This is a genomic window from Skermanella aerolata KACC 11604 (assembly GCF_000936425.1).
Classification (GTDB): Bacteria; Pseudomonadota; Alphaproteobacteria; order Azospirillales; family Azospirillaceae; genus Skermanella; species Skermanella aerolata.
Genome location: NZ_AVFK01000047.1, coordinates 33,805 through 47,778, shown reverse-complemented (window position 1 = coordinate 47,778; position 13,974 = coordinate 33,805). Strand labels below are relative to the sequence as shown.

Genomic DNA, 13,974 nt, shown 5'->3' with positions numbered 1-13,974 from the left:
CGCGGTCGATCGCCCGGTAGAGATAGCACCATTTCCCGGCAACTTTGAGTAGGTCTGATACTGTCGGCGAAATCCCGAGGTGTCCTCCAGCAGGAAAGGGTTTATCCATGAGCCTTCATCCGGACCCGATCGGCGAGATTTCCGTTGAGACAGCGCGTGTCGCTCATGCCGCTTTTCTGAAGGGTACCGTCGCTATGCGGCTGCGCGAGGAGTTCGACGCCCTCTACCGTGATGAGGATTTCCAAGCGCTCTACCCGAACCGGGGCCAACCCGCCTTGGTGCCGTGGCGCCTAGCCCTGATTACGATCTTTCAGTTCTTCGAACATCTCAGCGACCGCCAGGCAGCCGACGCCGTGCGGGCCCGGATTGACTGGAAGTTCGCACTCGGGCTTGATCTCGCCGATCCAGGGTTTCACTTCAGCGTGCTGACCGAGTTCCGCGCCCGCCTTGTCGTCGGTCAGGCGGATCACCTGCTGCTCGATACGATGCTCGAGCGTTTCAAGGAGCGCGGCCTGGTCAAGGCGCGCGGCAGGCAGCGCACCGACAGCACGCACGTGCTGGGCGCCGTGCGTGACCTGCATCTCCTTGAACTTGTCGGCGAGACGCTGCGTGCCACCCTGGACGACCTGGCCGCCGTCGTGCCGGACTGGCTGCGCACGCTGGCACCACCCGCCTGGTTCGAGCGCTATGGCCATCGCGTCGAGGACAGCCGCCTGCCCAGGAGCCGGGAAAAGCGCGAGGCACTGGCCCTCGAGATCGGCGCGGATGGGTTCCAGCTGCTCGATGCTCTGGATGCGCCGACCGCGCCGCCAGCAGTCCGCACCGTGACGATGGTGCAGACGATGCGCCGGGTCTGGCAGATCCATTACGCACGCGACGAGGGGCAACTGCGCTGGCGCCCCGTCGCGGAACTGCCCCCGGTTGCCGACCGGCTGCAGTCCCCCTATGACCCGGAGATGCATTACAGCATGAAGCGGCAGTTCGAGTGGTCCGGATACAAGGTGCACATCACCGAGACCTGCGACGACGACGCGGCACACCTGGTCACCCACGTGGAAACCTGTCCGGCGATGCAGCTGGACACGACAAGCACGGCCGGGATCCACGAACGCCTGGCCGCCAGAGAACTCCTGCCCGCCGAGCACTTTGTGGACTCCGCCTATATCAACGCGAGACTGCTGGTCGGCAGCCGGCTCGATTACGGTGTTGCGCTCGAGGGGCCGGTTCGTGGCGTAGCAAGCTGGCAATTCCATGCTGGACAGGGCTACGACCTGTCCCACTTCACAATCGATTGGGAAGGTGAACGGGTCACCTGCCCGAAGGGCAAGGTCTCGGTATCCTGGCGCGCCTCCCGCAATGCCAACGGCAGCCCGCGCATCCTCGCCCAGTTCAGCCGGTCGGACTGCGGGGCCTGTGCCGCCCGGGCCTTGTGCACCGCGACCAAGGCGGCACGCCGCCACGTCTACTTCCATCCACGCGCGGAGTACGACGCCCTCAACGCGGCGCGGGTGCGGATGCGCGATCCTGCCTGGAAGGAGCGCTACCATGCCCGCGCCGGGGTGGAGGGCACGCTCTCACAGGGCGTCCGTGCCTTCGGCATGCGCCGCAGCCGCTACATCGGGCTGGCAAAGACCGGACTTCAGCAGGTTTGCATCGCCGCCGCGATGAATGTGTCGCGGATCGTCAACTGTCTTAACGGCCGACCCCGCGCCCAGACACGCGTCACACCCTTCGCCGCCCTGGCACCGGTCGCCTGAATTCGCCGACAGTATCAGACATACATCAAAGTAGGTGGCCGGTGGCAGTATCTGTACCGGGCGATTGACCGCGACGGCAACCTAGTCGATGGGATCTGGCGCGAGACCTGACGGAACCATCTGGATTGCCCTCTACTTTGAGCATCTGCTGAAATTCCAACTCTCAATCGGTATAGTTGGATTTCTGGATGATTAATTAAAGTGAATGAAACAGATCAATCTGCTACTTTTTTGAAAAATTACGGAACAGCGGCGTAAAAGATCACTTCTATTTAGGTAATATTCTCAATGGATATTGCATGAGTGCCCCTTCAGGGCGACTATCCGGCCGTTGTTGAGCACGGCCCACTGCGCTCCTGGCCGATATTTATCATTCATATCAGGAGGATCAGACTATGGCTCTCATCGACGGCACAGACCTGCGGGACATCCTCACGGGTTCCTCCTCAGCCGATACCATCAACGGCTTGGCCGGAGACGATATCCTCTTCGGCCTAGCAGGTAACGACACCCTGTCCGGCGGCGGCGAGGACGACATCATCGACGGTGGATCCGGCAACGATACCATCAACACCGGAGCCGGCAACGACTTCATCCTTGGCGGAACGGGAAACGACACCATCGTCGGCATGGCAGGGTCGGACATCGTCTTCGGAGGCGCCGGCAACGATACGGTAGCCTGGAACGATCCAATTGGAGACCGGGTCTTCGGCGACGCCGGAAACGACATTCTGCGCGGTGGCGACATCGCCGCGGACACCATCTTCGGCGGCTCGGGCGACGACCTGATCCGTGCTGTGGCCAACCAGTCCATCACTGTTCACGCCTCCGACAAATTGTTCGGTGACGCCGGGCGGGACACGCTCATTGGCAGCAACGTAGGCGATCTGCTCGATGGCGGAACGGGCAACGACACCATGGCCGGTTTCGGCGGTGCGGACAGGTTCGTGTTCCAGAAGGGCGGATCGGGCAACGACCTGATCGTCGATTTCGACAAGAGCCAGGACGTCATTGACTTGACCGGCTGCGGCGGCGCCTTCGATCCCCTGGATGAGCTTCAGGACACGGCTTCCGGGGTGAGGCTGAATCTCGGCGGCGGCAACCACATCACCTTCCTGGGCGTCACTGCGGGCGAACTGACGGAGGCGAATTTCTTCATCGCCTGAACTTCGCGGGCGGGCAGGGCCGCGACGGCTTGCCGCCCGTCTCCGCTTTTTTTCAGGAAAGCCCCATCTCCTGGTCCGGCCTGGACGGCATCGTCAGGTTGTTGGGCGGGAGCCGAGAGCTGGGCAAGCTTGACGGCACACAAGACAAGGTCGGGCTATGCAGCCGGCTCGATGCCGCAGACGTCGTGCCACGCCTGGAAGGCACGGTCGCGATCGGCGCGGTAGTCGGTTGCAGGCGTCAGATGGCGGAGCAGCAGGAAGAGGTTGTTGATCTGGTCGTGGGCGGACAGGAAGCGCTGGGCCTGCCGGGCTGACTTGAACCGTTTCATCTGGCGCTCCCGTCGTCGGGTCGGCTGGTGCGAGTTCTCGGCCCGGTTGTTCAGGCCCTTGTGCTGGCGGTGCTCGCCGCCGAGATTCAGGTCCTTCTTCGCCGCCGCGTAGGATTTCAGCTTGTCCGTGACCATGACACGAGGGGCACGGCCTTGCTTCTTCAGCAGCTTGCGTAGCAGGCGTTTGGCCGCCTTCTTGTCGCGCCGGCTCTGGACCAGGGCCTCGAGCACGGGCCTTGGCAACGCCCTTCGGGCGGTAAGCCGTCCTGATCCACGGCGCACCAGAGATAGTGCTTCTTGCCGGCGATCTTGTGAACGACCTCATCCATATGCCACTTGTCACCAGGCCGGGGCAGCCGCCGGCGGATGATGTTGGCGAACTCCTGGCCAAACTTGAGGGCCCACTGCCGGATCGTCCCATAGCTGACCACGATGCCTCGGAAAGCCAGCATCTCCTCGACTATTCGAAGGCTGAGCGGAAAGCGATAGATTAGCCAGACCGTGTAGCTGATCAATTCCGGAGGGAAGCGGTGGCCGGCGTAGAGGGACTTGGTCTAGATCGTCATGCCAGCCTCATAACCAACCCGTGCTGCTCCGGCAGCCCAGCCCGCCGGCAACTTGACGATGCCGTTTTGTCAAGTCGCCCCTTCGATGCTGTCGCAGCGCATCGCTGCGCTGCGATCCATCTTCCGAATTACTCGAAAGGTGATTTGGAATTTGACAAGCTTATCGGCGGGCATGGCATGAGTATAGTCGTACGCCAAGGACCGGGTGTCACGGCAGACAACATCGCATACGGCCCTTGCCGACTGACGACCGTGTTCGACGAAATGATCCGGTATGCCGTTGCGACACGGCGCAAATGCACGGTTCCATGGCTGATCGCGGCGCTGCGCTGCACGACCCGCCGAGCTTGGACCGCGCCCATGACATGGATCTGGCCATACGACGGCTTCCTTTGGAGAATAGAAGATGCATTGCGGTGACTTCATTCCAGCATCGTGCGACGGAACGGATGACGTTCCCTGAACCAGAGACGGCGGATGATTTTCAAAGCTGGACTAGGTTTCGCTGCGGCGACAGTGCTGGGAGCCGTTTCTCCGGCATCGAGCGCGCCCGCATTCCCCAGCTCGGCCAACGCTCCGCGCGATTACCAAGTGATCTGGAGCGCACGGCAGCTCGAGGACCTTCGCAAGAAACTGAAATCGTTTCAGTTTCCGAAGCTCATCCCGGGGACGGGTTGGGATTACGGCATGGACCCGGACTATCTTCGCTCCCTGATCGGGCACTGGGCCGACCGATTTGACATGGAAGGTGCAGCGCGGAACCTCAACCGATTTCCCCAGTACATCACGAAGGTCGAGGATCTGGATATCCACTTCATCCGGGTGATCGGCGAAGGCGGCCCCGACAAGGCACGGCTTCCGCTTATCTGCACCCATGGCTGGCCCGGTTCGACATCCGAGTTCTGGGATGCCATTGAGCCTCTCGCTTTTCCATCGCTCTTCGGTGCCGGGTCGGAGGTGGCGTTCGACCTGATCATACCTTCGCTTCCCGGGCATGGGCCATCCGGCAAGCCGATCCGTCCAGTAGGGGCGCGGACGACAGCGCGCCTTTGGGACAAGCTGATGCGCGAGAATCTGGGCTACGAAACCTTTTATGCACAAGGCGGCGACTGGGGAGCCGGCGTAACCGGCTGGCTTGCGCTCGTTTTCCCCGAAGCGGTGAAGGCGATCCACCTCAACCTGATGATCGTAGCACCGCAGGTGTCGCCGAAGACGGATGCCGAGCATACGTTCTATGCCAAGGCCGAAGAGGATGAACAACTCTGGGGCGCCTATTACCAGCTGCAGGCGACCGAGCCTCAATCGCTGGCCTATGCGTTCATCGACAATCCGGTTGCCCAGGCGGCATGGCTGATCCAGCGCTTCTACGAGTGGAGCGACAAGCGCACCAGACCGTTCAAACAAGTGTTCACGATGGACCAGCTTCTCACCAACGTCATGATTTACGTAATGAACGATGCTTTCCAAAGCTCGACTTGGTTTTACACCGGCAGTCACGAAGAAAACGTCAAGCAAATGCCGAAGGACAAGCACGTCACCGTACCCACTGGATTTGCATCCTACGGCGGCGACAGCCGTTCGCCGACGCCACCACGCAGCATCATCGAGCAAGGATACAATCTTCAGCACTGGTACGACGTGCCACAAGGCGGGCATTTCGCGGCTATGGAAGTTCCCGGACTTTATGTCCAGGGCATCCGCGACTGGGCACGGGTGTTGAGGCTCTAAGAACCAAATGGCCTCGCTAAAAGCAGCCAGCCACCTGTCCATCATGACCGAAGCCGAGTCTTCCAAAGTCTTGGCGTTTGGTCTTGTACTTATAGACTGTTTGTAGACGTCAGGCGCTGATTTCCGAGGTCCCAAGGCGTACGAGGCGGCGGGACAGGATCGAGATGAAGGCAAATTCGATGAAAGCGACGAGGTGAGCCTCCGTCCGCTGAAAGATTGTGTTCAACCGAAGGTAGCAGCTAACCCACGCCAGCGAGCGTTCGACGACCCATCGAATTCCCTTTGGAATGAAGGTTCCTTCATGGCCTCCGACGCTGGGCTCGATGGTGATGCCGAGCGCCTCGCCGGTCTTGGACCGCCGCTGACCGCGATAGCTGAGATCACCCAGGGCTGATCCTTTGAAGCCACGGCCGGCAAGCTGGTGCAGCACCGGGACGATGCCCTTGCTGTCATGGACGTTCGCCGGCAAGACGTCGATCGCCAGCGGGAAGCCCTATTTATCGACGGCGAGATGGATCTTGATGCCCTTGATCTTCTTGACGCCGTCGAAACCGCGCGCGAAGCAACTCGGCGCCGAATGACAGGACCGGCTATCGATGATGTCGGCGCTGGGTACGGGTTTGTCGCCGCAAACCTGCAGTCAGGTAAGGATCAAGCGGTTGAGCAGGCGGCGCCACAAGCCAAGCCGGGTCCAGTGGGCGAACAGCGTTTACAACGTACCGAAAGGAATGTCGCAGAGCTGGTCAATCGCCCGCCACTGCATGCCGCAGAACGCCACGTACCAGAGCGCCGTGATCGCCTTGCGCATGATCATGAGGCTGCTCATAGCCTGCGACGGGCCGGCCAGGATCGCCACGACGTCGTGCGGCGACTGGCCGTCCCACCCTTCGAGGTTCTCGAAAGGTCATTAGCGCCGGGCGTGGTTCCACAGGGATCGCGACGCTGCTAAAGCTGCCGGCGCCAAAGGAGCTGGCACGTGCAACCTCCCCGTAGCCCCCACTGCGCCGGCGACGACGCGCCATTGGCGTCTGGTCAGGACAGGCGGATCGCAGGTTTGCATCGTCCAGGCCCCTGCGGCGTCGATTTCACCTGGGGCGCCCAAAGCCGAGATCGACCATCTGGCGCCTGTTCGCCATCGCGGCAGTTTGTGGATTAACGCCGCGCTCAAACGCCCCTCGGTCGGCACCAGCCGCCTCATACTCTGATTACGCGAAAGACATCCATGAACACGCTTCTTGACTCTCTGCTGCTCAGCGACGCCTTCGTCCTCATCGCGAGGGTTGTCTTGACCTTCGTTTTCTGGAGCGCAGGTCTGATGGGCATCTTCGCTTTCAAGGCGAAGATCGCGGAGATCCGCGCCGTGGGCCTTCCGCAACCGGAGTTGTTCGCCGTCGCAGTGACGATCGTTCAGCTCGGGGGCTCGGGGCTCATCATCGCCAACATCATGCCATGGCTGGGAGCTGGTGCCTTGGCTGGGTTTCTGCTCCTGACAATCCCGATCGCTCATCCGTTTTGGAAGCTTCCGGAGCCGCAACGCACCTTCAAATTCTTCTTGGCGCTCGAACATCTGTCGTTGATCGGCGGGCTCATGGTCGCCGCGGCTCTCGGAGCTTTCACGGGCCAATAGAGCCGGACCTCCAATCCGGATCGGCCTGCAAATCGTCCCCGAACGGTTTGGTCGGCGGACAAGCCGGATGGGGCCATCGGCCATTCAGAAGCTGTTCGTAGACGTCAGGCACTGACCTCCTCGATCACCAAGCGCTTCAGGCGCCTGCCGAGGATGGAAACGAAGGCGATCTCGACGAAAGCGACGAGATGTTCCTTCGTCCGCTCGAGCAACGCGACTGTTGGATCCGGGAGATCATGGCAAAATCCATCTCACTTCTCATTAGTTGAAAAATAAAGAAATTTTTGCTAGCTTTCTGTGTTGTTGTTCCTTGATGTTGTTGTTCCTTGATGACGATAACCCAAGCGGTATGATTGGCAAGCCATGGACAACGAAGCGCCCCGGAATGACGATGCGGACCATGCGTCTTCCGACCTTGAAGCCTGGCCATTGGGCGAGGTGTTCCGCCAATCCCAAACTCCAACGGTCCTGACCAACCCGCGTCTGGCTGACAACCCGATCATCCTGGCCAATGACGCTTTCCTGCGGCTGACCGGTTACAGGCGCGACGAGGTCCTTGGACGCAACTGCCGCTTCCTGGGCGGGGCGGAGACTGATCCGCAGGTGAGCGGCATGATCCGTGTGGCGATCCAGGAAACCCGCTCGGTGAGCGCTACGCTGCTGAACCATCGCAGGGACGGTTCACGGTTCTGGAGCGAACTCCAAATCAGTCCAATCCTCGACGCAGCCGGCACATTGGCCTTCTTCGTCGGATACCAGAACGACATCACCTGGCGGGTGGAAGCCGACCAAGCCCTGCGCAACGCGCACCGGGAACTCGGAGATCGCTTGGCCGAACGCGAGCATCTGGTCCGCGAGATTCAGCATCGCGTTCGTAACAACCTGCAAACCATCATCGGCCTGCTCAACCTGGAACGACGACGCGGGGATCCGGCGGTGCGCCGGAGGCTCGACGTCATTGCCCAACGTGTGGGAGTGCTGGGCGACATCCACAAGCAACTCGAGACCGTTGCCAACTGGAACGCGATCGATTTCGGCCGGCATCTGCGGGAGACCAGCGCCGCGCTCACATATCTCTTCGAGGATGGCATCACGATTGAGGTCGATGCCGACCCTTTCACGTGTGACGTTCAGGTGGCCGTGTCTCTGGGATTGATCGCCAACGAGCTCATTGCTGCCCAACTCGACCTTGTTGTGAGCAGTGGCGAAGCGGGACGGGCTGGGATCGGAGTTCGGCTCAGACACCGGAAGAAAGCTGGGATACTCGAACTCACGGTCGGAATCGTGGGTGTCGAGCATACCCCATGGTCAGTTAGCGATATCATTCCGCACAGCGACATCGTCAATGTGCTGGTAGAGCAGATCGGCGCCGAGTTGGCTCTCGACAGGAATGGGAGCCCGTCCGTGATACTTAAGGTGCCCACCCGGAACCTCGTCACCGAATTCCAAGCTGTGTACTGATGCTGCCCGCTGGAGGGAATCCTAATTTCCGTCACGCGCCAGGTTCAGGACTTAAGCTTAACCAGTTCAGCAACATGCGTGAATGACGTGGATCCCAAGAGCACCCGGCCAACCAACACCATCCTGGCCGGGCGAAACTCTACTGGACCGATGCCGGTCTGGATCACGCGCTCCGGGCCATGACCATGCCGAACCACCCTGCGCGTCGCTCCCGCCGACGAGCCGCTTGACCTCGCCGCCTGATCCGACGAACCTCAAGTTCATGAGAATGCGCCCTCAGAGATTCCCACCAACTTCTGAAAGCGACCAAGGGAAAAGCTATGGACTATAATCGTCTTGGCCATTCCGGCCTACGGGTGCCAGCTCTCAGTTTCGGCACGGCCACTTTCGGCGGCGGCAACGACTTTTTCAAAGCATGGGGTTCGACGGATGCGGGCGGTGCTTCCCGCCTGATCGATGTGTGTCTCGATCACGGGGTCAGCCTTTTCGACACGGCGGATGTATATTCCAACGGCATGGCCGAGCAGATTTTGGGTGAGGCCATCAAAGGCAAACGCAATCGCCTGCTCGTGTCTACGAAGACGACCTTCCCGATGGGCGATGGTCCTAACGAATTCGGTTCTTCACGTCAGCACCTGATCGAAGCCGTCGACACGGCACTTAGACGCCTTGGGGTTGATCACATCGATCTGCTGCAACTACATGGTCAGGACTACAACACGCCGGTCGAAGAAACGCTGTCCACGCTCGACCAGCTCGTGCGATCCGGAAAAGTTCGCTATGTCGGATGTTCGAATTTCTCAGGCTGGCACCTGATGAAATCCCTCGCCGTATCCGATCGCTATGGCTATGCCCGCTATGTCGCACATCAGGCGTATTATTCTTTGCTCAACCGTGATTACGAATGGGAGCTGTTGCCGCTTGGCCGTGACCAGGGCATAGGCGCGCTGATCTGGAGTCCGCTTGGGTGGGGCAAGCTGACCGGAAAAATCCGGCGTGGGCAGCCGGCACAGCCTGGCAGCCGCGCGCATGATATTGCCGGAACTGGACCGCATTTCGAAGAAGAGAGGCTGTTCACGATCATTGACGCCTTGGACGCGGTTGCGGCCGAGACTGGAAAGACGATCCCGCAAGTGGCGCTTAACTGGTTGCTGCGGCGACCGACAGTCTCCACAGTCATCATCGGCGCTCGGAATGAAGAGCAACTGGTCGAAAATATCGGCGCGGTGGGCTGGAAGCTTACACTTGATCAGATAGCGGCGCTTGATGCTGCCAGTGATGTTCCTCCGGTTTATCCGGTTTGGCACCAGCGCAGTTTCCCGATGTTGAACGAAAAGTTTGGCTAAACCGATCAAATGGTTATGTCAGCTTCTGAGGCAGCTTGCCGAGAGCATCTCAGGTGTGCATCCGCGCGCCTTTAGGCGTCTTTGCGCGCCGGCCAAGTTCCTGTGGCAATGCCCTGATTCGGGTAGCCGGGGAGAGAAAGACGCCGCTCGGCAAATCGGCCGGGAAGAGTGACCTGGCTGCGTTCACCTTCACGACCGCCATTACCTTCTATGATGGGGGGCTATGATGGCGGGACCGGTCGCGACACGTTGATGATCGATTAAAGCGACGTTTTCACGCCAGGACCGGACGAGAGATATTCATGGTTCGAACTGAGGATTGATCCTGGCGGAAGCGGCACGATGAACTACCGGGACGATCCGGTGGAAGGAAGCGGTTTGGCGCTCGGTCGGTTTACGGGCATCGAGGAGTTCAGGGCCTCTCCCGAGACCTCGCACCTGACCGTGCTCGCCCGCACGGACGCCACGGTTGTCGGCGGCAATAGGGTGGACCAGCTGGAGGGCAGGGAACCAGGATTCCACCGGCGCGGGAGGGGCTGATCAGTATCAGTTTCTATGGCGCCAGGGGTTCGTGCCCAATCATGACGTCATTCACGGATTCAGCGTTGCTGAAGGGGACGTGATCGAATTCAACAGCCAGTCGGAGGTGGACTTGGGCACGGTGCCACCTCCGCTTAGACTTACAAGTGAGGAGATCGGCGCTCACACCATCTATACTTCGGTCGAAATCGCGACGGGTCAGGTGGTGCATACGCTCGACGTCGATGCGGTCGGGCTGCAACCGCTGGCGGAATGGTACTATCTGGGATGATGGGAGAAAACGAAGGCAACGATCGACTGGATCGTCAGACTATCGACAATCCAGATGGTGTCGCAGAGGCCGCACAGTGGCTTTCGACTTCCATATTGACGTCAATATGGTGGCATGATGCTATCCCTTCTGAAGATGTCCTCCACGGTTCTTGAGGTCCTCCCGCACCGTCGATCGTCCGCCGCATCACCGTACCTCCAGCTTCACGATCGACCCGCCGGTCCTTTTCAGCCGGTCGAGATAGGCGGCGGGATCGAGCAACTGGTACGGGAAGTAGAGACCGGGCGGGGTTGGCCGATTGCCGTCGAGCCCGATGAGCCGTTCGAGGAGCATGGCTACGCCAAGCCCTGTCAGCGGTGCTGCACCTTCCGTATGGATTACCGCATGACGGGTGCGAAGCGGTCGTCCCCTATGATCTTCCCCCGCAAGCTCGATAATGATCTCGGTCGACATGGGCTCGTCGCGGCGGCGGGTGGAACTGACCCCGCCGCCAATATTGAACTGGACGTTCGGCGCGCCGGTCGCCGTCGCCAGACCGACGACATCGATGGACGAAAACCCGGAAGCCTTCACCTCGGTACCGTCGACGGCGCAGAAGCTGGCCTTGGCATCGTCGCCGGCGCGCCAGATATAGCTGCCGTCGCGCCGCGTGAGCGCGGCGGGCATCATCCTGGCCAGGTGCTCGAAGTCGGCGGCCACCGTCGGACCGCCGGTGTCCTGCTCGTCGACCAGCGCGCCGATGACGATGTCATCGACCCGACCAAATGCCTTGGCGAACTCGAGCGTCGGAACCGTCGTGGCACCCACGAGCCATTCGTAGCCGAGGACGACCGGTGCGGCGTCCGGCTTGTGCATGTAGGTCGCGACTTCGGGGGCGATTTCAAAGACGCCTGACGAGATGCTGAGGTGCGGCACGCCACGCTTTTGAGCGAAACGAAGTCCGGCGACCGCATGGTCCATGTAGAAGACGGCAACGGCGCTGACCGGACGCTCGCCGAGACCAAGGTCGTCCGCGGCGAGGTCGAGCACCACTCCCTCCGCTCCGCCGATCTCAGCCGCGGCTTTCTCGGCCCGGGCGAAGTCGCGGCCGCCGATCAGCAGCGGCACGTCGGGGTAGGCGGCGCGCACCGACCGTGCGGTCTGCCGCCCAATCGCGCCGGAGCCGCCCATGAGCAGTATGGAATCTGGTGGCATTGCCAAATCTCCTTACGAAAGTTACTATTGGTAGCTAGGCGAACTTAGTTACCTTTGGTAGGTTCTGCAAGGGGTGAGATGGAGTGACGAGAAGCGTGCAAAAAACGGTGCGACCGACCTCGCGCAGGCTTTCCGCAGCGGAGCGGCGGCGTCAGTTGCTCGATACCGCCCTTTTGATTGTCCGCGAGGAGGGGGCGGATCGGCTGACCTTGGGTCACCTCGCCGCGCGCGCGGGTGTCTCGAAGCCGGTGGCCTACGATCACTTCGGCACGCGCTCGGGGCTGCTGATCGAGCTTTATCGGTGGATCGACATCGAGCGGGTCAATGCTTTTCGGGAAGCAATGGCCACTAGCCAGCGGAGCCTTGGCGAAACAGCCAAGGTGCTCGCGGCTGCCTATATCGACTGTGCTGCCGACACGACGGACGAGTTTCACGCGGTAGGCGCCGCGATGGCTGGAAGCGAGGAAAAGGCCGCGGTTTTCCAGGAACTGCTCGATAACAGCGTGGCGATGTTCGTATCTGTCTTGGAGCCGCACAGCACCTTGTCGCCGCCCGCACTGTATCGATATTGCGTCGGCCTTGTTGGCGCAGGCGAGGCCCTTTCGGCCGCCTTGGTGCGCAGGACCTGCAACGAGGCAGAGGCTGCCGAGGCGTTCGCTTCACTGATCGAGGGAGCATTGCGTGCGGCTCCGCAACGTCATGGTGTCTCCAATCCTCTCTAACTCTTCCCTCGCTGAGCAACAAGCTGAACGCGGTCGTTGCCTCGCGAAATGCTGCAACAGAACCCTCGGCGATGGGCACGACCCGCTGCCGATCGGCCGCGCGGCGCTGGAGCCCGCAATTGACCTTGCCCTTCGCTACTCGGCCGAACAAGGCTCGCTGCCGCGGGAGCCGAGCCTCGACGAGGTTTGAGAAGGGCTGTCGGAAGACCTGATTAGGCCTCCACCTCGATCGGCGTCGCCGGATCAGGTGTGCGGACGCTGCTCTCGATCGCATCGATGAACAACCGGACAGCCGGAACGAGACCCCGCCGGGAAGGAAAAACGACGTGGAACAGGCCGCCGGGCATTGTCCAGCCCTCCAGGACCCCGACAAGGCTGCCGCGGGCTATTTCCCCCTGCACCATCATCTCCGGAAGCTGAGCGATACCGACGCCGTCCACGGCAGCCTGTCGCAGGGCGACCATATCGTCGGTGACGAGCCTAGGGCGATGGGCGATCCTGCGCACCGTCCCGTCGCGTGCCGTCAGCGTCCAGTGATGATCGGCGCCCGGGCCGGTCATAGCCACGCTGTCCAGACCTTCAAGATCGTCCGCGGTCCGCGGCTGTCCCGCCCGGCGCAGAAACTCCGGGCTCGCGACCATTAAGCTGGTGTGGTGGTTGAGTACCTTGAGGATCAGGCCGGAGTTCTCCAGGGGCGGCTGTCTCACCCTGAGGGCTAGGTCGAACCCCTCCTCGATTACATCGACCCGGCGGTTGGTCGCCTCCACATGCATCCTCACCCGGGGATGATCGACCAGAAAGCGCGACACGATCGGCGACAGGAAGCCTTGCAGGATGATCACCGGACAGCTGATCCTGATGGTTCCCTGAGGTTCCGCCTGCGTTCGGTCAATTGCCTCCTGCGCGGCTTCGGCCTCGGCCACCATCGCCAGGCAGTGGCTGTGATAGATCCGTCCGACCTCGGTTACCGAGAAGCGGCGGGTTGAGCGTTGGATCAGCCGGACGCCAAGCTTGCCCTCCAGCTCAGCCACTCTGCGGCTGAGCTTCGACTTCGGGACGCCGATCGATCGGCTCGCCGCCGCGAACCCGCCATGCTCGACTACCTGCGCAAAATAAAACAGATCGTTGTAATCCGTCACAGCGTCACCGTGCCCGATTGTCCTGTCCATAGGACAGATAGTGGTGAAATGCCCATCTACCGATAGCGAACCGGCCGAAATATGTTCAATGGTAGAAAAAAGCCCTCCCGGCCGAAACGCTATAGGAT

Annotated in this window: 13 protein-coding genes and 1 pseudogene; 10 read left to right on the top strand and 4 right to left on the bottom strand. The window is 61.1% G+C overall.

All coding sequences use genetic code 11. From position 1 onward, the window contains the following. Positions 1-107: 107 nt before the first annotated feature. The 3 genes from N826_RS32785 (at position 108) to N826_RS32780 (ending at position 2,923) form a co-directional block, all read left to right on the top strand. Positions 108-1,757: an IS1182 family transposase gene (locus N826_RS32785; protein WP_044436000.1), complete on the top strand. Its 1,650-nt coding sequence runs from the start codon at positions 108-110 to the stop codon at positions 1,755-1,757. Next, a complete protein-coding gene (locus N826_RS46080) occupies positions 1,758-1,868 on the top strand; it encodes a DDE-type integrase/transposase/recombinase (RefSeq protein WP_084721383.1) in 111 nt (36 codons plus the stop codon). A gap of 284 nt (positions 1,869-2,152) precedes the next feature. Next, a complete protein-coding gene (locus tag N826_RS32780; protein WP_044435998.1) occupies positions 2,153-2,923 on the top strand; it encodes a calcium-binding protein in 771 nt (256 codons plus the stop codon). 155 nt (positions 2,924-3,078) lie between these two features. Here the strand turns inward: N826_RS32780 and N826_RS32775 are convergent. After that, a pseudogene (locus N826_RS32775) lies at positions 3,079-3,767 on the bottom strand (IS6 family transposase). A gap of 528 nt (positions 3,768-4,295) precedes the next feature. Here N826_RS32775 and N826_RS32770 point away from each other — a divergent pair. Continuing rightward, positions 4,296-5,546 carry an epoxide hydrolase family protein gene (locus N826_RS32770; protein ID WP_084721380.1) on the top strand — a complete coding sequence of 417 codons (1,251 nt, stop codon included), beginning with the start codon at positions 4,296-4,298 and terminating at the stop codon, positions 5,544-5,546. Between the two features lie 109 nt (positions 5,547-5,655). Here N826_RS32770 and N826_RS32765 read toward each other — a convergent pair whose 3' ends face one another. Further along, positions 5,656-6,015 carry a transposase gene (locus N826_RS32765; RefSeq protein ID WP_044435996.1) on the bottom strand — a complete coding sequence of 120 codons (360 nt, stop codon included), beginning with the start codon at positions 6,013-6,015 and terminating at the stop codon, positions 5,656-5,658. Positions 6,016-6,768: 753 nt separating this feature from the next. Here N826_RS32765 and N826_RS32760 point away from each other — a divergent pair. The 5 genes from N826_RS32760 to N826_RS32740 all read left to right on the top strand — a co-directional run bounded on the left by N826_RS32760 (position 6,769) and on the right by N826_RS32740 (position 10,791). After that, positions 6,769-7,173 (top strand): DoxX family protein, encoded by a 405-nt coding sequence (locus N826_RS32760; RefSeq protein ID WP_044435994.1) that lies wholly within the window; start codon positions 6,769-6,771, stop codon positions 7,171-7,173. Positions 7,174-7,536: 363 nt separating this feature from the next. Then, on the top strand, positions 7,537-8,634 hold the full coding sequence (locus N826_RS40835; RefSeq protein WP_052832468.1) for a PAS domain-containing protein: 1,098 nt from the start codon (positions 7,537-7,539) through the stop codon (positions 8,632-8,634). Between the two features lie 320 nt (positions 8,635-8,954). Beyond that, positions 8,955-9,980, top strand: a complete 1,026-nt coding sequence (locus tag N826_RS32750) for an aldo/keto reductase (protein ID WP_044435993.1) — start codon at positions 8,955-8,957, stop codon at positions 9,978-9,980. 342 nt (positions 9,981-10,322) lie between these two features. Next, a complete protein-coding gene (locus tag N826_RS32745) occupies positions 10,323-10,520 on the top strand; it encodes a hypothetical protein (RefSeq protein WP_044435991.1) in 198 nt (65 codons plus the stop codon). Between the two features lie 79 nt (positions 10,521-10,599). Beyond that, a complete protein-coding gene (locus N826_RS32740) occupies positions 10,600-10,791 on the top strand; it encodes a hypothetical protein (protein ID WP_044435989.1) in 192 nt (63 codons plus the stop codon). A gap of 186 nt (positions 10,792-10,977) precedes the next feature. On the opposite strand, the gene N826_RS32735 is transcribed toward N826_RS32740, so the two are convergent. Next, on the bottom strand, positions 10,978-11,985 hold the full coding sequence (locus tag N826_RS32735; RefSeq protein WP_044435987.1) for a Rossmann-fold NAD(P)-binding domain-containing protein: 1,008 nt from the start codon (positions 11,983-11,985) through the stop codon (positions 10,978-10,980). A 95-nt stretch (positions 11,986-12,080) separates the two neighbouring features. Here N826_RS32735 and N826_RS32730 point away from each other — a divergent pair, with 95 nt between their 5' ends. Next, the gene (locus N826_RS32730; RefSeq protein WP_211099447.1) at positions 12,081-12,707 is read left to right on the top strand and encodes a TetR/AcrR family transcriptional regulator; all 627 of its coding nucleotides are present in this window, start codon (positions 12,081-12,083) and stop codon (positions 12,705-12,707) included. 212 nt (positions 12,708-12,919) lie between these two features. Here the strand turns inward: N826_RS32730 and N826_RS32725 are convergent, their stop codons facing one another. After that, complete coding sequence (locus N826_RS32725) at positions 12,920-13,846, bottom strand: LysR substrate-binding domain-containing protein (protein ID WP_044435984.1); 927 nt, start codon at positions 13,844-13,846, stop codon at positions 12,920-12,922. Positions 13,847-13,974: the final 128 nt, after the last annotated feature.

Coding starts and splice junctions, on each gene's coding strand:
- N826_RS32760 (WP_044435994.1), top strand. CDS start 6,769: ATGAACACGCTTCTTGACTCTCTGCTGCTCAGCGACGCCTTCGTCCTC.
- N826_RS32780 (WP_044435998.1), top strand. CDS start 2,153: ATGGCTCTCATCGACGGCACAGACCTGCGGGACATCCTCACGGGTTCC.
- N826_RS32745 (WP_044435991.1), top strand. CDS start 10,323: ATGAACTACCGGGACGATCCGGTGGAAGGAAGCGGTTTGGCGCTCGGT.
- N826_RS40835 (WP_052832468.1), top strand. CDS start 7,537: ATGGACAACGAAGCGCCCCGGAATGACGATGCGGACCATGCGTCTTCC.
- N826_RS32735 (WP_044435987.1), bottom strand. CDS start 11,985: ATGCCACCAGATTCCATACTGCTCATGGGCGGCTCCGGCGCGATTGGG.
- N826_RS32785 (WP_044436000.1), top strand. CDS start 108: ATGAGCCTTCATCCGGACCCGATCGGCGAGATTTCCGTTGAGACAGCG.
- N826_RS32750 (WP_044435993.1), top strand. CDS start 8,955: ATGGACTATAATCGTCTTGGCCATTCCGGCCTACGGGTGCCAGCTCTC.
- N826_RS32770 (WP_084721380.1), top strand. CDS start 4,296: ATGATTTTCAAAGCTGGACTAGGTTTCGCTGCGGCGACAGTGCTGGGA.